The organism is Pseudomonas sp. N40(2020) (genome assembly GCF_014472415.1).
GTDB lineage: Bacteria > Pseudomonadota > Gammaproteobacteria > Pseudomonadales > Pseudomonadaceae > Aquipseudomonas.
This window is the reverse complement of the sequence record NZ_JACSZV010000006.1, coordinates 1-17,447: the sequence shown is the minus strand read 5'-3', so window position 1 is coordinate 17,447 and position 17,447 is coordinate 1. Positions and strand designations below refer to the sequence as shown.

23 protein-coding genes are annotated in these 17,447 nt (G+C 58.6%); 14 read left to right on the top strand and 9 right to left on the bottom strand.

The features are described from left to right. The first annotated feature begins 1 nt into the window (after position 1). The 3 genes from IAI51_RS06225 (at position 2) to IAI51_RS06215 (ending at position 2,040) form a co-directional block, all read left to right on the top strand. Positions 2 to 607 (top strand): arylesterase, encoded by a 606-nt coding sequence (locus IAI51_RS06225; RefSeq protein ID WP_187677684.1) that lies wholly within the window; start codon positions 2 to 4, stop codon positions 605 to 607. A 57-nt stretch (positions 608 to 664) separates the two neighbouring features. Then, the gene (locus IAI51_RS06220; RefSeq protein WP_007955656.1) at positions 665 to 958 is read left to right on the top strand and encodes a hypothetical protein; all 294 of its coding nucleotides are present in this window, start codon (positions 665 to 667) and stop codon (positions 956 to 958) included. A 110-nt stretch (positions 959 to 1,068) separates the two neighbouring features. Then, on the top strand, positions 1,069 to 2,040 hold the full coding sequence (locus IAI51_RS06215; protein WP_187677683.1) for a L,D-transpeptidase family protein: 972 nt from the start codon (positions 1,069 to 1,071) through the stop codon (positions 2,038 to 2,040). A gap of 122 nt (positions 2,041 to 2,162) precedes the next feature. Here the strand turns inward: IAI51_RS06215 and oprI are convergent, their stop codons facing one another. Continuing rightward, the gene (oprI, locus tag IAI51_RS06210) at positions 2,163 to 2,414 is read right to left on the bottom strand and encodes an outer membrane lipoprotei OprI (protein WP_003199355.1); all 252 of its coding nucleotides are present in this window, start codon (positions 2,412 to 2,414) and stop codon (positions 2,163 to 2,165) included. 636 nt (positions 2,415 to 3,050) lie between these two features. Between oprI and IAI51_RS06205 the strand changes: the two genes are divergently transcribed. Next, positions 3,051 to 3,332: a GNAT family N-acetyltransferase gene (locus IAI51_RS06205; RefSeq protein WP_003226804.1), complete on the top strand. Its 282-nt coding sequence runs from the start codon at positions 3,051 to 3,053 to the stop codon at positions 3,330 to 3,332. Positions 3,333 to 3,397: 65 nt separating this feature from the next. Here IAI51_RS06205 and IAI51_RS06200 read toward each other — a convergent pair whose 3' ends face one another. Next, complete coding sequence (locus IAI51_RS06200) at positions 3,398 to 4,474, bottom strand: 3-deoxy-7-phosphoheptulonate synthase (RefSeq protein WP_187677682.1); 1,077 nt, start codon at positions 4,472 to 4,474, stop codon at positions 3,398 to 3,400. A gap of 130 nt (positions 4,475 to 4,604) precedes the next feature. Then, a complete protein-coding gene (locus IAI51_RS06195) occupies positions 4,605 to 5,048 on the bottom strand; it encodes a PilZ domain-containing protein (protein WP_187677681.1) in 444 nt (147 codons plus the stop codon). On the opposite strand from IAI51_RS06195, the gene IAI51_RS06190 reads away from it, so the two are divergent. From IAI51_RS06190 to cysB, 5 genes are all read left to right on the top strand, one after another. Then, positions 5,047 to 5,433, top strand: a complete 387-nt coding sequence (locus IAI51_RS06190; RefSeq protein WP_187677680.1) for a thioredoxin family protein — start codon at positions 5,047 to 5,049, stop codon at positions 5,431 to 5,433. The two genes, IAI51_RS06195 and IAI51_RS06190, sit on opposite strands and share 2 nt — an antisense overlap. Next, positions 5,434 to 6,387, top strand: a complete 954-nt coding sequence (locus IAI51_RS06185) for a putative 2-dehydropantoate 2-reductase (protein WP_187677679.1) — start codon at positions 5,434 to 5,436, stop codon at positions 6,385 to 6,387. It abuts the gene before it with no gap. Between the two features lie 32 nt (positions 6,388 to 6,419). Next, the gene (locus tag IAI51_RS06180; protein WP_187677678.1) at positions 6,420 to 7,325 is read left to right on the top strand and encodes a 5'-nucleotidase; all 906 of its coding nucleotides are present in this window, start codon (positions 6,420 to 6,422) and stop codon (positions 7,323 to 7,325) included. A 98-nt stretch (positions 7,326 to 7,423) separates the two neighbouring features. Further along, a complete protein-coding gene (locus tag IAI51_RS06175) occupies positions 7,424 to 7,927 on the top strand; it encodes a universal stress protein (protein WP_187677677.1) in 504 nt (167 codons plus the stop codon). Between the two features lie 113 nt (positions 7,928 to 8,040). Further along, on the top strand, positions 8,041 to 9,015 hold the full coding sequence (cysB, locus tag IAI51_RS06170; RefSeq protein WP_007908591.1) for an HTH-type transcriptional regulator CysB: 975 nt from the start codon (positions 8,041 to 8,043) through the stop codon (positions 9,013 to 9,015). Between the two features lie 9 nt (positions 9,016 to 9,024). On the opposite strand, the gene IAI51_RS06165 is transcribed toward cysB, so the two are convergent. Beyond that, on the bottom strand, positions 9,025 to 9,507 hold the full coding sequence (locus IAI51_RS06165; protein WP_042607891.1) for a GreA/GreB family elongation factor: 483 nt from the start codon (positions 9,505 to 9,507) through the stop codon (positions 9,025 to 9,027). A 2-nt stretch (positions 9,508 to 9,509) separates the two neighbouring features. Then, positions 9,510 to 9,917: a hypothetical protein gene (locus IAI51_RS06160; RefSeq protein WP_187677676.1), complete on the bottom strand. Its 408-nt coding sequence runs from the start codon at positions 9,915 to 9,917 to the stop codon at positions 9,510 to 9,512. Positions 9,918 to 10,042: 125 nt separating this feature from the next. On the opposite strand from IAI51_RS06160, the gene earP reads away from it, so the two are divergent. Together earP and IAI51_RS06150 are read left to right on the top strand one after the other, a co-directional pair. After that, positions 10,043 to 11,185, top strand: coding sequence for an elongation factor P maturation arginine rhamnosyltransferase EarP (gene earP, locus IAI51_RS06155; RefSeq protein WP_187677675.1), 1,143 nt, complete (start codon positions 10,043 to 10,045; stop codon positions 11,183 to 11,185). A 48-nt stretch (positions 11,186 to 11,233) separates the two neighbouring features. Further along, positions 11,234 to 11,803 carry an elongation factor P gene (locus IAI51_RS06150; protein ID WP_028619992.1) on the top strand — a complete coding sequence of 190 codons (570 nt, stop codon included), beginning with the start codon at positions 11,234 to 11,236 and terminating at the stop codon, positions 11,801 to 11,803. A gap of 74 nt (positions 11,804 to 11,877) precedes the next feature. Here IAI51_RS06150 and IAI51_RS06145 read toward each other — a convergent pair whose 3' ends face one another. From IAI51_RS06145 to IAI51_RS06135, 3 genes are all read right to left on the bottom strand, one after another. Next, positions 11,878 to 12,297: an organic hydroperoxide resistance protein gene (locus tag IAI51_RS06145; RefSeq protein ID WP_187677674.1), complete on the bottom strand. Its 420-nt coding sequence runs from the start codon at positions 12,295 to 12,297 to the stop codon at positions 11,878 to 11,880. 247 nt (positions 12,298 to 12,544) lie between these two features. Continuing rightward, positions 12,545 to 13,009: a MarR family winged helix-turn-helix transcriptional regulator gene (locus IAI51_RS06140; protein ID WP_187677673.1), complete on the bottom strand. Its 465-nt coding sequence runs from the start codon at positions 13,007 to 13,009 to the stop codon at positions 12,545 to 12,547. A 73-nt stretch (positions 13,010 to 13,082) separates the two neighbouring features. Next, positions 13,083 to 14,039, bottom strand: coding sequence for a LysR family transcriptional regulator (locus tag IAI51_RS06135; RefSeq protein WP_187677672.1), 957 nt, complete (start codon positions 14,037 to 14,039; stop codon positions 13,083 to 13,085). Between the two features lie 113 nt (positions 14,040 to 14,152). On the opposite strand from IAI51_RS06135, the gene IAI51_RS06130 reads away from it, so the two are divergent. Further along, complete coding sequence (locus IAI51_RS06130; RefSeq protein WP_222944061.1) at positions 14,153 to 14,899, top strand: sulfite exporter TauE/SafE family protein; 747 nt, start codon at positions 14,153 to 14,155, stop codon at positions 14,897 to 14,899. On the opposite strand, the gene IAI51_RS06125 is transcribed toward IAI51_RS06130, so the two are convergent. After that, positions 14,889 to 15,743: a LysR substrate-binding domain-containing protein gene (locus IAI51_RS06125; RefSeq protein WP_187677831.1), complete on the bottom strand. Its 855-nt coding sequence runs from the start codon at positions 15,741 to 15,743 to the stop codon at positions 14,889 to 14,891. The genes IAI51_RS06130 and IAI51_RS06125 overlap by 11 nt on opposite strands. Before the next feature lie 97 nt (positions 15,744 to 15,840). Between IAI51_RS06125 and IAI51_RS06120 the strand changes: the two genes are divergently transcribed. After that, the gene (locus tag IAI51_RS06120) at positions 15,841 to 16,062 is read left to right on the top strand and encodes a DUF1127 domain-containing protein (RefSeq protein WP_187677670.1); all 222 of its coding nucleotides are present in this window, start codon (positions 15,841 to 15,843) and stop codon (positions 16,060 to 16,062) included. Positions 16,063 to 16,126: 64 nt separating this feature from the next. Beyond that, positions 16,127 to 17,353: a winged helix-turn-helix domain-containing protein gene (locus IAI51_RS06115; RefSeq protein ID WP_187677669.1), complete on the top strand. Its 1,227-nt coding sequence runs from the start codon at positions 16,127 to 16,129 to the stop codon at positions 17,351 to 17,353. Positions 17,354 to 17,447: the final 94 nt, after the last annotated feature.

Genomic DNA, 17,447 nt, shown 5'->3' with positions numbered 1-17,447 from the left:
GATGCGTGTGTGGTTTTTGAGTGCTGGCCTGGCCTTGATGTGCATGGCCCAGAACGCAGCGGCGGGTACTGTCCTGATCGTTGGCGATAGTATCAGCGCCGGTTTCGGACTGGATACCCGCTTGGGATGGGTATCGTTGCTTGAGCAACGGCTCAAACAGGAGGGTTTCGACGACAAAGTAGTGAATGCCTCCATCAGCGGCGACACCAGTGCCGGAGGCCAGGCGCGCCTGCCAGCGCTGCTTGCAGAGCATAAGCCTGAGCTGGTGATTCTCGAGTTGGGAGGCAATGACGGCTTGCGCGGAATGCCGCCAACGCAATTGCAACAAAATCTTGCCTCGATGATCGACAGCTCTCGCCAAAGCGGCGCCAAGGTGCTGTTGCTCGGTATGCAATTGCCGCCTAACTACGGTAAGCGCTACACCGATGCCTTCGCCGAGGTCTACGGCAATCTCGCCGAGGATAAAAAGATCCCGCTGGTGCCGTTTTTTCTCGACGGTGTAGGCGGTCATCCAGACCTGATGCAGGCCGATGGTCTGCACCCGGCGGCCGGGGCTCAGGGCAAGTTGCTGGAAAATGTCTGGCCTACGCTAAAACCCCTGTTATGAGGCTTTTCTAGCGGCAGGCTTTCGGCTAATGTGGCGCCCCCTTATTTGGAGCCCCCAATGCCGCGTTCTGCCTGGTCCCTGTTTGCCTACCAACTGATCGAGCCTGACGAGCAGTTGGATCTGTTCGCCTGCCAGGAAGTGCGGGTGCATCTGGTGACCCGTCAACTCGAATTGGGCGGCTCGGCCGATCGCACCCTGTGCGGCAGCCTGCTGCCGGCACAGCCGCGCTGGTCGAGCGTGGATCGCCGGGTGTTCCAGGACCAGCGTCTGTGTTCGCTGTGCCGGGCAATCCTGGAGTCGCAGAAGCGCGGCACTTCGCCGATCTGGCCTGAGTTGCGCTTCGAGCTTTAAAGCCATTCAGGCCGCTTTGCACGGTCTATCGGCGCATCTCCCCGAATTCCCGAGGCGCGGTGTACAATCGCGCACTTATACCCTTGTTGATCATGCGAAGGATTTTCCGGATGTTGCCGCGCTTTCCTGCCGTCACCCGCTGCCTGTCACTTGCCGCCCTGTGTGTGGCCGGTCCCGTTGCTGCATTGGAGCTTCCCCTGCCACCTCCCGGTGAGGACATCATCGGCCAGGTGCAGGTGATCAAAGCCAAGTACGAAGACACTTTCGCCGATCTGGGCACAACCTACGATCTGGGTTATTCGGAAATGGTTGCGGCCAACCCGGGCGTCGATGCCTGGTTGCCGGGCGCCGGTACCGAAATCGTCCTGCCGACGCGTTTCATTCTGCCGCCAGGCCCGCGTGAAGGCATCGTCATCAACCTTGCCGAATACCGTCTCTACTACTTCCCGAAAGGCCGGAACGTGGTGTACACCTTCCCGCTGGGTATCGGTCGTGAGGGCTGGGGTTCGCCCATCGCGCACACCTCGATCACGGCGAAGACGCCGAACCCTACCTGGACGCCTCCAGCGTCGATCAAGGCCGAACACGCCGCTGATGGTGATCCGCTGCCAAACGTGGTGCCGGCAGGTCCAGACAATCCTCTGGGGCCGTTCAAGTTCACCCTGGGTACTCCGGGCTACCTGATTCACGGTTCGAACAAGAAGTTTGGTATCGGTATGCGCACCAGCCATGGCTGTTTCCGCATGTTCAACAACAACGTGCTGGAGATGGCCGGCATGGTTCCGGTCGGTACCTCGGTGCGTATCATCAACGATGCGTACAAGTTCGGTCGCAGTGGCGGCAAGGTCTATCTGGAAGCGCACACGCCGATCGACGACAAGGGCAACCCGTCGGTGGTCGACAAGCACACTGCGGTGATCAACGCGATGCTCAAGCGTGAAGACGTCACCAACAACCTGCGCATGAACTGGGATGTGGTGCGTGATGTGGTCGCGGCCGAAGACGGCCTGCCGACGGAAATCGGTACGCCGAGTACTTCGGCACCGATTGTTTCGACTGCGCCGATCGACCTGCAACAGTAAGCTGAAAAACAAAACCCGCCGATGTCAGCATCGGCGGGTTTTTTTATGCCCGGACAAAAGCGTCGGGCACAAAAAAGCCGACCCAAAAAATGGGTCGGCTTGATAACAATCCCGAGGGATTATTACTTGCGGCTAGCTTTGTCCAGCATGCGCAGAGCACGCTCGTTAGCTTCGTCAGCAGTCTGTTGTGCTTTTTGAGCAGCAGCCAGAGCTTCATCAGCTTTACGGTAAGCTTCGTCTGCACGAGCCTGGGAGCGAGCAGCTGCGTCTTCAGTAGCGGTCAGACGTGCTTCGGTTTCTTTCGATGCGCTGCTGCAACCGGTAGCCAGAACTGCGGCCAGAGCCAGAGCAGAGAATTTCAGAACGTTGTTCATCGTGTTCCCCTTCAAGGACTTTCAATTAAGTGGCTGTCTCCTCCGATTGAGGAAATAGCCGGCGTACATACTACCCATTACTTGTAGTAAGTAAACTGACGTAAGGCAAGAAGCAAAAAAAATTGTAGGCGTTGATTCTTTTTCGAGCAACTTTTAACTGAGCTGTTTAAAAAGTATCCAGCTGCAAGCCCCGCGCATAGCGAGTTATTGAGAAAAAGTTCCCGGTGTCTCGTGCTGTATTGCAGGTAGTGGCTAAAGTCTGTCTATATGACTTCGTCCATACTTTTGTTCCGGATTTGTGTGCTGCTTCGCTTATCTTTGTCCATGTTGAGGTGACTTTAAAAAAGGTCGCACGTCTTAAGTCTCAACATCCGGCAATGTTCAGGTAGTCGGCCGGGGAGATCTTCTCCCCCAGCCACCCTGCGTCCATCGGAGCAACCCCGGTCTTTGAGCGTGATGACGAGCGCACCTTGAGCAATTTCGCCAATGGTGCCTACTATTTATTACGTGCTCGGTTGTGCGAGATCGGTGTGTCTCTTCTCGGTGTCCGACAGGCACGGGGTGGCGTAGATGTTCCTTCGCCGGAAAAACATCGGTAAGGTAGGGGTCAGAATTCAAGACCCGCGAGGAGTAGTGATGAGCGAGGCGTTGTCCATCCACCATGACCAGGCTGGTCATCAGTTCGAGACCAATGTGGACGGTCATCGTGCCTACCTGACCTATATGGATCTGGGGAAACAGACCCTGGATATCTATCGTACGTTTGTGCCCAACGCCCTGCGCGGCCGTGGCATTGCCGCAGCGCTGACCGAAAGCGCGCTGCAATACGCCGAAGAAATGGGCTACACGGTGATTCCATCGTGCTCCTACGTCGAGCGCTACATGGAGCGTCATCAGCGTCGCGCCGCGAAGATCTGAGCCATACGCCACACACAAAAACGCCGGGCAATGCCCGGCGTTTTTTTATGCCCGTAAACCGCGTATCAACTGCGCTGGCGTTTTGGCAGAACATCCTTGAGCTTGGCATGCATGCTGCGCAAGGTGTTTTCGGTGGCGGACCAGTCAATGCAAGCATCGGTGATCGACACGCCGTATTGCAGATCGGCGAGGTCTTTTGGAATCGCCTGGCAGCCCCAGTTCAAGTGGCTCTCGACCATCAGGCCGATGATCGACTGGTTGCCTTCGAGGATCTGGTTGGCGACGTTCTCCATCACCAGCGGTTGCAGGGCCGGGTCCTTGTTGGAGTTGGCGTGGCTGCAATCGACCATGATGTTCGGCTTGATCTTCGCCTTGTTCAACGCCTGCTCGCACAGGGCAACGCTGACCGAATCGTAGTTCGGCTTGCCATTGCCACCGCGCAGCACTACGTGACCGTAGGCGTTGCCTTTGGTGGTGACGATCGACACGCCACCTTCCTGGTTGATGCCGAGGAAACGGTGCGGGCTGGAAACCGACTGCAAGGCGTTGATCGCCACAGTCAGACCGCCATCGGTGCCGTTCTTGAAACCGACTGCCGAGGACAGGCCGGAAGCCATCTCACGGTGAGTCTGGGATTCTGTGGTACGCGCGCCGATGGCCGACCAGCTGATCAGGTCCTGCAGATACTGCGGGGAAATCGGGTCCAGGGCTTCGGTGGCAGTCGGCAGGCCTTTTTCGGCCAGGTCCAGCAGCAACTGGCGACCGATGTGCAGACCGTCCTGAATTTTGAAAGAGTCGTCCAGATACGGATCGTTGATCAGACCTTTCCAGCCGACAGTGGTGCGCGGCTTTTCGAAATACACGCGCATGACCAGATACAAGGTATCGGAGACTTCCGCAGCCAGCACCTTCAGGCGCTCGGCGTATTCGTGGGCAGCCTTGATGTCGTGGATCGAGCACGGACCGATCACTACGAACAGACGGTGGTCGGTGCCATCAAGAATGTTGCGAATGACTTCGCGGCCCTTGGTGACGGTGCGCAGGGCAGCTTCGCTCAGAGGGATATCACGCTTGAGCTGATCGGGAGTGATCAGGGTCTCGTTAGAGGCGACGTTTAGGTCGTTGATCGGTAAATCAGCCATCGTTTACTCGTCAGGTCACGGGTGCCGGCCGCCAGCGATCCCCGCGCGGCGGAGCACAGCAGATTTAAGCGCGTCGGGGGAACGGAACCTTAGCGCGTCAGGCGCTGCTCGACAATGGGCAAACGCCGCTTTAATCCAGCACTGGCTGGGCAAAAGCCTTGCGAACGCTGTCCTGGGAGAACTCGTCGGCGTGCTGTTCGACCCATTGCAGGGCCAGCGCCTGAATATTCTGCAGGTCATCGTGGGTGTCGTTCATGCGGCAGTAGCGTTCGATCTGACACACCTGCTCACCCATTCGCGCGCTGAACAGCGTTTGTTCGTCGGTGAAGGCGATGCCCAGCAGATAGCCTTTTTTGCGGCGCAAACACCACGCCACGTACCCTGGAAAACAGATGTCGGCATTGAGCGTCGGCATGCGCACTTGCAGGGCCGTACCGTGGCGCCAGGCACGGTGATAATTGCAAGCGATCCCGCCGAGGCTGATAGTGTGCAGCTGTTGCCTGGAAATACACTCAGGCTTGAGTAAGGTTAATTCAACCGGCACTTCGTCCGGATGAGGAATGAAACGTCCCATGAGCACAGACTCCCTGTGTCGGCCATTTGACATTGTTTCCCCCAGTATAGTGGTCGAATCCGAACTGACCGATTTCGACGCCGACCAGCGGCTGCTGGCAATGAGTGGCGTTTCTCTGGTGATTTTCACCAGCGTCGGCTGCGCCAGTTGCCGCTATGCCCGTGAGGTATTGCCCGGTTTTGACTTGGCGGTGGATCGGCTGTGCTGGATAGACGCCAGTGACAACGGCGGGCTGGTGGAGCGTTACCAGGTCTTTCATTTGCCGGCGCTGTTTGTGGTGCGCGACGGTGAGTTCTTTGGGGCATTGCATACGCGCCTTACGGCCGAAGAGCTGAACGCGTCGCTGGCGCAGGCGCTGGGTCGAATTGCAGAGGAGTTGCCATAAATGGGGGCAATCAACAAACCGGTAGTGGGGATCATCGGTACTGGCGCCATCGGCGGGTTCTACGGATTGATGCTGGCACGAGCCGGATTCGATGTGCACTTTCTGTTGCGCAGTGAGTTTTCGGCTGTGGCCGAGCGCGGCTTGCAGGTGGACAGCGCGGTGCACGGCAAGCTGACGCTGAATCCGGTGCAGGCCTATTCTGCTGCTGAAGACATGCCCAAGTGCGACTGGCTGCTGGTCGGTGCCAAGACCACCAGTTCGGCAGGCCTTGCTCCGGCGATCATTCAAGCGGCCAAGCCCGATGCGAAAGTGCTGGTGCTGCAAAATGGTCTGGACGTCGAGGACAGTTTGCGTGAGTTGTTGCCTGAGTCCCTGCATGTGTTGGGTGGTCTGTGCCTGGTCTGCGTGCATCGCGACGGGCCGGGGCAGATTACCCACCAAGCCCTCGGCGCAGTAAACGTCGGTTATCACAGCGGCCCGGCAGTCGATGACGCGGCGCGCATGGCGTTGGTCGAAGAAGGCGCCGGACTGTTCCGTGCCGCGGGTATCGACTCCCAGGCAATGCCCAATCTACATCAGGCACGCTGGCAGAAACTGGTCTGGAATATTCCCTACAACGGTCTCTCGGTGTTACTCGGCGCCAGCACTACGCCACTGATGGCCGACGACGACAGCCGCGCATTGATCCAGGCGCTTATGGCCGAAGTGGTGCTGGGCGCGCGGGCTTGCGGTCACGAGATCCCGCCCGGTTATGCCGAGTACCTGTTCATGATGACCGAGAAAATGCCCGACTACTGGCCGAGCATGTACCACGACTTTTTGCATAAGCGACCGCTGGAGCTGGAGGCGATTTATGCCCGACCACTGGTGGCGGCGAGAGCGGCAGGCTGTGAGCTGCCGCGCATCGAGGCGCTGTATCGCAATTTGAGTTTTATCGACCGACGTAACGTTTAAGTCGGTTTTTTGTTGTGGGGGCGGGGGAAGGCATGGCCAAGAACATCGATGACAAACTGGTGCTGGCGATTTCGTCGCGCGCCTTGTTCGACCTGAGCGAGAGCCACAAGGTCTACCTGTCGAGCGGCGTCGAAGCCTACCGGCAATACCAGATCGAGCACGAAGACGAGATCCTCGCGCCCGGTGACGCCTTTCCACTGGTGGAAAAACTCTTGAGCCTGAACAGTCGCCTCGGCCGCGCGCGGGTCGAGGTGATTCTGGTGTCACGCAACAGCGCCGACACCGGGTTGCGCGTGTTCAATTCGATTCATCATTACGGCCTGGCGATTTCCCGCGCGGCGTTTGTCGGCGGGCGCAGTCCTTATCCCTATCTGAAGGCGTTTGGTTGCGACCTGTTTCTCTCCACCCATGCCGAGGACGTTCGCGCGGCGCTGGATGCCGGCTTCGCCGCCGCGACCATTTTGTCCGGGGGCGCCAGCCGTGCGGCCAGCGACGAACTGCGCATCGCCTTCGACGGTGACGCGGTGATTTTTTCCGACGAGTCGGAGCGCGTCTATCAGTCAGGCGGGTTGGAAGCGTTCCAGGCCAAGGAGCGCGAATCGGCGCGTGAGCCATTGCGCGGTGGGCCATTCAAGGGCTTCCTGGCGGCGCTCAATCTGCTGCAACGCGAATTCCCCGACGATGACTGCCCGATCCGTACCGCGCTGGTGACCGCTCGTTCGGCTCCGGCCCATGAGCGAGTCATCCGCACGCTGCGCGAGTGGGACATTCGTCTCGATGAATCCCTGTTTCTCGGCGGCCTGACCAAATCGGCGTTTCTCGAAGCGTTTGCCGCCGACGTGTTCTTTGACGATCAGGCCGGCCACTGCGAGCTTGCCCGCGAAGTGGTTGCAACCGGCCATGTGCCACACGGCATCAGCAACGAACCATCGATCTAAAGGCCCTGTGCTTCAAGACGTTGCGTCACACGTCGTACTCGCCAAGGCACTGCTAAGCTGAATCAAATGTCCGCCATGTTGGCTTGCGAGGAGGTCATATGATTCGTTCGATGCTGTATGCCACTGACCTCGGTCTGTACGCGCCGTTTGTGATGCAGCATGCCCTGGCCTTGGCGCGAACGTTCGATGCCGACTTATATGTAGTGCATGCGGTGGAACCGATGGGGCTGTTTGCCGAATCTGTGTTGCAGAGTTATCTCGACGAGCAGGCGTTGAACGAATTCCACAGCCAGGGTCTGAAAACAGTCATCGCCAATATCGAGCAACGGGTGCTCGACAGTTTTCGTGAAGAGCTGGGCGAGGAGGGCGAGCAGGATCTGCAGCGGATTTGCGCGGTACGCGTGCTACAGGGCGATCCTTCGCAGGTGATTCTCGACCAGGCGCAGAAACTCTCTGTCGATTTGCTGATCGTAGGAAGTCACAGCCACGGGGTAGGCGCGGAAACACCCTTGGGGCGCACGGCGGCGCGGGTACTGCAATTGGCCAAGGTGCCGGTTTATCTGGTGCCGCTGGTGGAGCGTCGGCGCCGGGAGGATCGCTGAGGCAGGAATAATGGCGCTTTGACAAAAAAGTTCTAGATTTATTCTTCAAACCATTAATATAGTTATATACCGTCGCTGATGCCCGTGGCGTCTACCTGCTTTGAGGGATACATATGAAGCTTCAACAATTGCGCTACATCTGGGAAGTGGCGCACCACGACCTCAACGTTTCCGCTACAGCCCAAAGCCTTTACACCTCGCAACCGGGCATCAGTAAACAAATCCGTCTGTTGGAAGATGAACTCGGCGTTGAAGTGTTTGCCCGCAGTGGCAAGCACCTGACCCGCGTCACGCCCGCCGGCGAGCGCATCATCACCACTGCCGGCGAGATTCTGCGCAAGGTCGAAAGCATCAAGCAGATCGCCCAGGAATTCTCCAACGAGAAGAAAGGTACGCTGTCGATCGCCACGACTCACACCCAGGCGCGTTATGCGTTGCCGCCGGTGATCAGCAATTTCATCAAGCAATACCCTGACGTGGCGCTGCACATGCACCAGGGTTCGCCGATGCAGATCGCCGAAATGGCCGCTGACGGCACCGTCGATTTCGCCATCGCCACCGAAGCGCTTGAGCTGTTCGGCGATCTGGTGATGATGCCATGCTACCGCTGGAACCGCTGCGTGGTTGTGCCCCAGGGCCACCCGCTGACCAAGCTGCCGAAGCTGACCCTCGAAGCACTGGCCGAATACCCGATCGTGACTTACGTGTTCGGTTTCACCGGCCGCTCGAAACTCGACGAAGCATTCAGCCACCGTGGCCTGACGCCGAAAGTGGTGTTCACCGCTGCCGACGCCGACGTGATCAAAACCTATGTGCGCTTGGGTCTGGGTGTGGGCATCGTGGCGAAAATGGCCGTCGATACCAAACTCGACAACGATCTGGTGGTACTGGATGCCAGCGAGCTGTTCGAATCGAGCATCACCAAGATCGGTTTCCGTCGTGGCACCTTCCTGCGTGGTTTCATGTGCGACTTCATTGAGAAGTTCGCGCCGCACCTGACCCGCGAAGTGATGGCCAAAGCCATTCAGTGCCACAACAAGCAAGAGCTGGAAGAACTGTTCGACGGCGTCGAACTGCCAGTCCACTAAGTCCCTGCTTCAGAGCACCTCGGTGACAGCAAACTGTTGCCGGGTGCCCGCCACCAGAATCTCCACCTCATCACCTTCGAACTTGCCCAGCAGACTTTTGCCCAGCGGCGAGCGCGGGGTGATGACGGTAATCGGCTGGCCGACCACGTCGACCTTCAGGCCCGCCGCATCCGGCGCCAGAAACAGCCATTGCTCACGACCCTTTTCGTCTTCCAGACCGAGCAGGGCGCCGACCTCAATTCCACGGTTTTCGTCATAGGCACGCAGTGTCAGGTTCTGGCACAGCGCCAGCGACTGACGAATTTCCTCGACGCGTTTCGCTTGCCCGGCCGCCAGATACGACGCTTCCAGCCCAAGGGTGTCGTACTTGTTTTCGGCGATGTTCTCTTCGTGGGTCGCGGTTTCGTAAGCGGTTTGTGCCGCACGTTCGGCGATATCGAGGTCGATGCGCAATTTGTCGAGAATCAATTGGTGGACGCTGTGCTTGTTCATGATCAATCGCAGAATTGTAAAACGTTGGCGCGGCTCTTTTCGCTTGGCGCGGTTTGGTCCTGTTGCAGCCAGAACTGGCATTTCGGGTTCGACTGATTGCGGTTGCTGCTACGCGCCTGATCCAGACGATTCTGCTGCTCGTTCTTGCGCAGGTTTTCTTCGTACTGATCGAACAGAGGGCTCTGCGGCGGTATCTCTGGAACGGCTTGCACTGCTGGCGGATTGGCCAGTTGCTGCACCGCCTGGGCAACCGGCGCGAGTTGTTCGTTGAACATAAAACGCGAGAGTAGCCAGCATGTCAGCGCAATCGCGAGGAAGCCCAGCCACATGCCCAGGGCAATGCTGCCGGTCAAATGCAACGCGCTAAGCTGAACAGGCAGGGGGCGACGCGGGTTAGGACGGTAGGGCATGGCTGCCTCCTGGCGGATGGGTACGGGCAAGTGGCGATTGTCGCACGAAGATTAATCGCCGTCGGCTCTTCTGCACGACGTCATTTATGCGGACAATCGCTGCTTTTGCCAACGGGGAGTCTTGAATGCCGCCACTGAAAACCCGCTGGGATATTTTTTGCACTGTGGTCGACAACTATGGCGACATCGGCGTGACCTGGCGTCTGGCCCGGCAACTGGTGGCCGAGCATTCGCTGACGGTGCGGCTGTGGGTCGATGATCTGCGCGCGTTCGAGCGCATTTGTCCGGAAATCGACGTCAGCGCAGCGCAGCAATGGCAGCAGGGCGTCGAGGTACGCCACTGGCCGAACGAGTGGCTCCATGCTGACGCTGCCGACGTGGTGATTGCCGCGTTTGCCTGCCAACTGCCGAGTGCTTACATGGACGCCATGGCCGAGCGCGAGAAGCCGCCGCTATGGATGAACCTCGACTATCTGAGCGCCGAAGACTGGGTCACCGGCTGCCACGGCCTGCCGTCGGTGAAGTACAAATCGGTGCAGAAAATCTTCTTCTTTCCGGGCTTCCAGCCAGGCACCGGTGGGCTATTGCGTGAACGAGGATTGCTTGCACAGCGTCAGCAGTTTCAACAGGATGCCGCAGCGCAGCGACACTTCCTGCAAGGTCTGGGGATTGAACGCGCGCCTGACGCCCAGTTGATTTCCCTGTTTGCCTACGAGAACGCCGGGCTGGCCAGTTGGCTGGACGTGTTGGCAGCAGACGCCACACCGACTCAGTTGCTGGTGCCGGAAGGGCGGATTCTCGGCGACGTCGCGCGATGGCTCGGTGTTGAGACCCTCTCTGTCGGGGCGATCCATGTCCGTCAGGCGCTGACCGTGCAGGTGTTGCCGTTCGTCCGTCAGGATCAATACGATCATTTGCTCTGGTGCTGCGATTTCAACGCGGTGCGCGGCGAGGATTCGTTTGTCCGGGCGCAGTGGGCCGGTCGGCCGATGCTCTGGCACATCTATCAGCAGGACGAAGACATTCATCTGGACAAGCTCGATGCCTTCCTCGCGCTCTATACCAAGGGACTTTCGCCGGCTGCTGCCGAGGCGATGAACGGTCTGTGGCGCGCCTGGAGTGCCGGCCAGCCGATCGGCGAGCACTGGCTAGCGGCCCGCAAGCACTGGCCGGAACTGCAGGAAAATGCAGAAGCATGGTGTCTGGAACAGGGCTTGCAAGCCGATCTTGCCGCGGCGCTGGTACAGTTTTACCTAAATTGGATATGATACGCGGCCTAGATTTTTGTAAATCCCATCCAAATTCGGATATTCGCAATGAAAACTGGTAAAGAACTGAAACCCGGTACCGTGATCCGTCTCGAAAACGATCCTTGGCTGGTTCAGAAAGCTGAATTCACCAAGTCGGGCCGTAACAGCGCGATCATGAAGACCAAGCTGAAAAACCTGCTGACCGGTTACAAGACCGAGATCGTTTACAGCGCCGACGACAAACTGGACGACGTAATCCTCGACCGCAAAGAAGCGACCCTGTCCTTCATCAGCGGCGACACCTACACGTTCATGGACACCACTGACTACACCATGTACGAGCTGAACGCTGAAGACATCGAAGCTGTTCTGCCTTTCGTTGAAGAAGGCATGACCGATGTTTGCGAAGCGATCTTCTTCGAAGAGCGTCTGGTTTCCGTAGAGCTGCCGACCACCATCGTGCGCGTAGTTGACTACACCGAAGGTTCGGCTCGCGGCGACACTTCCGGCAAGGTCATGAAGCCAGCCAAGCTGAGCAACGGTACCGAGCTGCAAGTTGCTGACTTCATCGAAATCGGTGACAAGATCGAAATCGACACCCGCGAAGGCGGTTCCTACAAAGGCCGTGCCAAATAAGCACTGCTTTTTGCGGAAAGAAAAAGCCCGACCATTGAGTCGGGCTTTTTTGTGCCTGCGATTTTTTGCTTTATTTACACGGTGACGTGCAGACGTACATCGACATTGCCACGGGTGGCGTTGGAGTACGGGCAGACCTGGTGGGCAGCGTCGACCAGGCTTTGCGCGTCGGCTTGTTCAAGACCAGGCAGGCTGATGTGCAGGTCGATGTCCAGACCGAAACCACCAGGGATCTGGCCGATACCAACGTGAGCGGTGATCGCCGCGTCGTCCGGGATTTTGCGCTTGGTCTGGCTGGCTACGAATTTCAGCGCGCCGATGAAGCAGGCCGAATAACCGGCCGCAAACAGTTGCTCAGGGTTGGTCGCTGCGCCGCCAGCACCACCGAGTTCTTTCGGGGTGGCGAGTTTGACGTCGAGGACGTTGTCACTGGAGATCGCACGACCGTCACGGCCGCCGGTGGAGGTTGCGATTGCGGTGTAGAGAGTTTGCATGGTGTGGGCCTCGTTTAGTGTCATTGATTGCGCTAACTGTTTGCGCGCTAAGTAAGTTCGAGGTGAATATAGTCCGCCAATATTTAGTGCGCAAGATAAATTTTTAAGGAAAGTGAAGGAGCGCGCCGAAGGGGAGGGGTTCAGCGCGCTGGATGTATTGATCTAGAGCGGTTGATGGGGCAAAAGCCGACGGCAAAAAATGTTCAGGTCGGGCGAAATCTCGGCAGACAACGAGATCCCTTGGGTTCTAGATAAGGCTGTCTTGCAGATGACTGCGCAGCACTTGCAGCTCAGCCTGCAGATTTTGCAGGCGCTCGAGGGTAAAGCCGCTGGCACCGAGAATGCATTGCGGAACGGTTTTGGCTTTTTCCTTGAGTGCTCGGCCTTTCGCAGTCAATTCAACAATCACCACGCGCTCATCCTCACGACTGCGGGTCCGGCTCAACAAGCCTTCACCTTCCAGACGTTTGAGCAACGGCGTTAGGGAGCCGGGATCAGTCAACAGTCGCGTGCTGATTTCTCCCACCGTCAAACCATCCTTCTCCCACAACACCATCATCGCCAGATACTGCGGATAGGTCAGGCCCAGCGCTTGCAAAAGCGGCTTGTAGACCTTGGTCAGCATCAGCGAAGTGGAATGCAATGCGAAGCAGGCCTGATTATCCAGCAACAGGTCTTCGCAGTGGTCTTGGGTGTTGCGTTCGGTGCTCATGTGTAAACCTTGATCAATGATGCTCATGAATCTAGCGCTCGAATCTTTAATGCGCCAGATAATTCTCTGAAACCTAGTGCCGGCCCAAGTCCCGTTGCAACGCCAGATCCCAGGGTGGCACCGGGCTGAAGCGGGTCTTGAGATACTCCAGCAATAAACGGCTGCGCGAGTGGGTCTGCTGCTCCATCCGCAAGGCGTAGATGCCGGTGGATTCGGGTCGTGGCAGGCCATTTTCACAAAACAGCGGCAACAATTCGCCGCGCAGCAGGTATTCGCTGGCCAACCAGGTTGGCAGGTGCGCGATGCCCAGCCCCGCCAAAGCACCGCACACCAGAGCCTCGGCGTTATTGGCGCTCATGCGGATGCGCGCCGGGCGGTGTAATTGCATCTGCCCGTCCTGTTCGAAACGCCACGCAAAGGGTGGGGCGAGACCGTCCCAATCCAGACCGTCATGTTCGCTCAACTGTGCAGGATGATTCGGTACACCGCGACGCTTGAGGTAGTCGGGACTGGCGCAAGCGATGCGCACCATGCTCGCCAACGGGGTGGCGACCAGTCGGGTATCGGCCATTTGTCCGGCACGCAGCACCAGATCGACTTTGCCCAGATTCGAGCCGTGCATGTCGACGAAACTGTCGATCAGGTGCAACTGCACGTCGAGCCCCGGATACAACACCAGAAAGTCGGCAATCACCGGTGCCAAGTGTCGGCGCCCGAATGCAGCCGGCGCATCGATGCGAATCAAACCTTCCGGCGCACTGCTCAGCGACACCGCTTCGGCGCGGGCCAGTTGCAGTTCGGCAACGATCCGCCGCGCCCGTTCGGCAAAGGCCAGACCTGCCGGCGTGGCGCGTACGGCATGCGTGCTGCGAATGAACAACTGGCTGCCCACCGCGCTTTCCAGGCTATCGATGCGCCGGGCAACCGCCGACGGCGTCAGCGGATGACGGCGTGAGGCGGCGGAAAAGCTGCCACTCTCCAGCACATCGAGAAACAGCCCGAGTTGATCGGTCAATTGGTTGGGATTCATGTCGGTTCAATGCTTGTGCGAATTCGGCATAGCCATTGTGCGTTGCTATGCGTTTCCCCGCCAGCCGAGACTGCGTAGGATGTTTCGCCTGACGTAAGAGGAATTCGACTGTGATGGAGTTTTTGTTGTACCTGCTGTTCGGCGCCGCCCTCGGCACGCTCGGTGGCATCTTCGGCATCGGCGGTGGCTTGATCGCGATTCCATTGCTCGGCGTCTGGTTTGGCCTTGATCAGCAGATCGCTCAAGGCACAGCGCTGGTGATGGTCGTGCCGAACGTGATGCTGGCGCTGTGGCGTTATCACCAGCGCAATCGCATCGAACTGCGTCATGCGTTGCCGCTGGCGGTGATGGGGTTCTGCTTCGCGTGGATCGGTTCGATCTGGGCCGTGGGCATCGATGCGCAAACCATGCGTATCGGTTTTGTCGCGTTCCTGGTCGCATTGTCCGCCTATAACTTGCTGAAGATGTTCGGCAAGCGCCCGGCGCCAACGTCCGAGATGCGTTATTCCTGGCCGTGGCTGGGTGTACTCGGCGCGGCGTCCGGGACCATGGGCGGTTTGTTTGGTGTCGGCGGGGCAGTCGTGGCGACGCCCGTACTCACCAGCCTGTTCGGTACTACTCAGGTGGTCGCCCAAGGCTTGTCGCTGGCGCTGGCACTGCCGAGCACAGGCGTGACGCTGGTGACCTACGCGGTGCACCACGAAGTGGACTGGATGATTGGTCTGCCGCTGGCCATTGGTGGACTGGCCAGCATCAGTTGGGGCGTGAAAGTTGCCCACGCGATGCCGGAAAAACTCCTGCGTGGGCTGTTCTGCGGGTTTCTGGTGCTGTGCGCAGTGATGCTTGCCTTTAAAGTTTGAAGCCTTCGACGATGTGCTCGGCGAGGCATTCAGTGATCGGCGACGGATTGTTCAAGTTGCGGATCAGCATGATGCTGGCCTCGGGCAACAGCGGCAGATCCTCGTTGGCTCCCAGAATGCGCATGTCCGGGGTGATCAGGCTTTCCAGTTGCGCGGTGATCGCCAGACCCGCGCTCACCACCGCCATCAGCGCCGACAGGCTGGTGCTGTTGTAAGCGATGCGATAATCGCGACCCATCGCGTCCAGCGCATTGCAGGCCCACAAGCGGCAGAAACAATCACTGTTGAACATCGCTAGCGGCAGCGGCGTCTGTTCATGGGCGCTGAAGTTTTGCGCCTCGGCCCAGACAAACCGTTCTTTGCGCAGTAACTGGCCGATCTCGTTGCCCGGCTCGCGGGTGACGATCGACAGATCAAGATCGGTTCGCTGCAACAACTGTTTGGTCGATTCGCAATGCACTTCGATCTGGATCAGCGGATAGAACTGCGCAAATCGCGACAGGATCCCCGGCAGAAAACGCATCACGTAATCATCCGGCGTGCCGATGCGCACGGTGCCGACCATGTGCGGCTCGCGCAGAGTGTTGAACACTTCGCTGTGCAGCTTGAGAATGCGCCGCGCGTAACCGAGCAGCACCTGGCCTTCGGCGGTCAGGCGAACCTGCCGGCCATCACGCTCGAACAACTGGCGCTGCAGCACGTCTTCTTCCAGACGTTTCATCTGCATGCTCACCGCCGATTGCGTGCGGTTGACCATCTCTCCAGCGCGGGTGAAACCGCCCTGATCGGCAATTGCGACAAAGGTGCGCAGTACATCGGTATCGATACTGGGGTAGGCCGACAATTGATGAATCTCCGTGATGCATGCCATCAGAAACATTCGTTGGATTGATCTTAGCGCCGGCGCGAGACTTGAGCCATCCACAACGGAGGTCAAGACGATGAAAGGTCAAAGAGAGTCTGTAGGCGAAGAAGCGTTTTCCGGCCATGGCCATATGGTTTCGGACCTGCTGCACAAGTTTAGCCGCTGGTACGAACTGCACCGTGAACGAGAGTTGCTTGCCAGTCTGAGCGACGAAGCGCTGAAAGACATCGGGGTCAGTCGTGCCGACGTCGAGCACGAGTCAGTGCGGCCGTTCTGGGACGATCCGATGCATAAATGATGAGGCCATCGCTACACAAACACTTCTGGACTGAGGTAGGTTGCGAGCAGACAAGGAGATGCTCATGCCCGCGACACTGTCCTTTTCCCTTAAACAGGCGCGACGTCTGGCGCTGGCTGCCCAAGGGTTCAACGGGCGCCAGCCGCCGACCGTCAAGGCGCCGCACGTCAACCGGCTGATCGAACGGCTGGGCCTGCTGCAAATCGATTCCGTCAATGCCGTGGTGCGCTCGCACTACCTGCCGCTGTTTTCCCGTCTGGGTTCCTATTCTTCTGACTTGCTCGACCAGGCCGCCTGGAGTTCGGGGCGTCGTCGTACGCTTTTTGAATACTGGGGGCATGAGGCGTCGTTACTACCGCTGTCGATGTATCCGTTGCTGGGTTGGCGCATGCAGCGGGCCAGGCAAGGTAAGGACATCTATCAGCAACTGGCGAAGTTTGGTCTTGAGCAGCAGGATGTCATTCGCCGGGTTCTGAATGCGGTCCAAGAGCGTGGGGCATTGGGCGCAGGCAGTTTGTCGACCCGTGAAGACAAGCCCGGACAGTGGTGGGACTGGAGTGCTGAAAAGCATGCGCTGGAATGGTTGTTCGCCGCGGGTGAAGTGACGGTGGCCGGGCGACGGGGCTTTGAGCGTTTGTATGATTTGCCGGAGCGGGTGATTCCTTCGGCGATCCTGCAGCAGCCTTTGCCTGGTGAGGCTGAGGCTCAGCGCGGGTTATTACTGCATGCGGCGCAGGCGCTGGGCGTAGGCACTGAAAAGGATCTGCGTGATTACTTTCGTCTGAATCCGGCTGATGCGCGTCCGCGTCTGGCCGAGCTGGTTGAGGCCGGACAATTGCAGTCCTGCGAAGTCGCTGATTGGCGGCAAATCGCCTATTGCCTGCCGGAGCCGAAAATCCCGCGCAAAGTGCCGGCCAGTGCGCTGTTGTCACCGTTCGATTCGTTGATCTGGGAGCGCAGCCGCACCGAGCGGTTGTTTGATTTTCGCTATCGCCTGGAGATCTACACGCCGCAGGACAAGCGGGTTTACGGCTATTACGTGTTGCCGTTTTTACACAATGAGCGGATAGCCGCACGGGTGGATCTGCGTGCCGAGCGGGCGGCGGGGCGGCTGGCGGTGCATGCGGTGCATGAAGAGGAATCAGGGCTGGATGAGGAGGGGATGCTGGCGCTGGCGGTGAATTTGCGGCGCATGGCGGACTGGCTGGGGTTGGAGAGGGTGCAGCTTAATTGCCAGCGCGAGAGTGCGGGGCGGTTGCGGGCGGCATTGGCTCAGATCGGCTGTGACTGATCTGACGCCATCGCGGGCAAGCCCGCTCCCACATTGGTTTTGTATACGACACAGAACCAATGTAGGAGCTGCCGAAGGCTGCGATCTTTTGACC

What these genes read in the sequence shown, in the direction of transcription:
- IAI51_RS06130 (WP_222944061.1), top strand. Translation starts at nt 14,153, where the DNA reads ATGGAGTTTTTGTTGTACCTGCTGTTCGGCGCCGCCCTCGGCACGCTC.
- IAI51_RS06160 (WP_187677676.1), bottom strand. Translation starts at nt 9,917, where the DNA reads ATGCCCTACCGTCCTAACCCGCGTCGCCCCCTGCCTGTTCAGCTTAGC.
- IAI51_RS06200 (WP_187677682.1), bottom strand. Translation starts at nt 4,474, where the DNA reads ATGGCTGATTTACCGATCAACGACCTAAACGTCGCCTCTAACGAGACC.
- IAI51_RS06215 (WP_187677683.1), top strand. Translation starts at nt 1,069, where the DNA reads ATGTTGCCGCGCTTTCCTGCCGTCACCCGCTGCCTGTCACTTGCCGCC.
- oprI (WP_003199355.1), bottom strand. Translation starts at nt 2,414, where the DNA reads ATGAACAACGTTCTGAAATTCTCTGCTCTGGCTCTGGCCGCAGTTCTG.
- cysB (WP_007908591.1), top strand. Translation starts at nt 8,041, where the DNA reads ATGAAGCTTCAACAATTGCGCTACATCTGGGAAGTGGCGCACCACGAC.
- IAI51_RS06180 (WP_187677678.1), top strand. Translation starts at nt 6,420, where the DNA reads ATGGCCAAGAACATCGATGACAAACTGGTGCTGGCGATTTCGTCGCGC.
- IAI51_RS06145 (WP_187677674.1), bottom strand. Translation starts at nt 12,297, where the DNA reads ATGCAAACTCTCTACACCGCAATCGCAACCTCCACCGGCGGCCGTGAC.
- IAI51_RS06185 (WP_187677679.1), top strand. Translation starts at nt 5,434, where the DNA reads ATGGGGGCAATCAACAAACCGGTAGTGGGGATCATCGGTACTGGCGCC.
- IAI51_RS06150 (WP_028619992.1), top strand. Translation starts at nt 11,234, where the DNA reads ATGAAAACTGGTAAAGAACTGAAACCCGGTACCGTGATCCGTCTCGAA.
- IAI51_RS06190 (WP_187677680.1), top strand. Translation starts at nt 5,047, where the DNA reads ATGAGCACAGACTCCCTGTGTCGGCCATTTGACATTGTTTCCCCCAGT.
- IAI51_RS06195 (WP_187677681.1), bottom strand. Translation starts at nt 5,048, where the DNA reads ATGGGACGTTTCATTCCTCATCCGGACGAAGTGCCGGTTGAATTAACC.
- IAI51_RS06220 (WP_007955656.1), top strand. Translation starts at nt 665, where the DNA reads ATGCCGCGTTCTGCCTGGTCCCTGTTTGCCTACCAACTGATCGAGCCT.
- IAI51_RS06140 (WP_187677673.1), bottom strand. Translation starts at nt 13,009, where the DNA reads ATGAGCACCGAACGCAACACCCAAGACCACTGCGAAGACCTGTTGCTG.
- IAI51_RS06205 (WP_003226804.1), top strand. Translation starts at nt 3,051, where the DNA reads ATGAGCGAGGCGTTGTCCATCCACCATGACCAGGCTGGTCATCAGTTC.
- IAI51_RS06175 (WP_187677677.1), top strand. Translation starts at nt 7,424, where the DNA reads ATGATTCGTTCGATGCTGTATGCCACTGACCTCGGTCTGTACGCGCCG.
- earP (WP_187677675.1), top strand. Translation starts at nt 10,043, where the DNA reads ATGCCGCCACTGAAAACCCGCTGGGATATTTTTTGCACTGTGGTCGAC.
- IAI51_RS06120 (WP_187677670.1), top strand. Translation starts at nt 15,841, where the DNA reads ATGAAAGGTCAAAGAGAGTCTGTAGGCGAAGAAGCGTTTTCCGGCCAT.
- IAI51_RS06135 (WP_187677672.1), bottom strand. Translation starts at nt 14,039, where the DNA reads ATGAATCCCAACCAATTGACCGATCAACTCGGGCTGTTTCTCGATGTG.
- IAI51_RS06165 (WP_042607891.1), bottom strand. Translation starts at nt 9,507, where the DNA reads ATGAACAAGCACAGCGTCCACCAATTGATTCTCGACAAATTGCGCATC.
- IAI51_RS06115 (WP_187677669.1), top strand. Translation starts at nt 16,127, where the DNA reads ATGCCCGCGACACTGTCCTTTTCCCTTAAACAGGCGCGACGTCTGGCG.
- IAI51_RS06225 (WP_187677684.1), top strand. Translation starts at nt 2, where the DNA reads ATGCGTGTGTGGTTTTTGAGTGCTGGCCTGGCCTTGATGTGCATGGCC.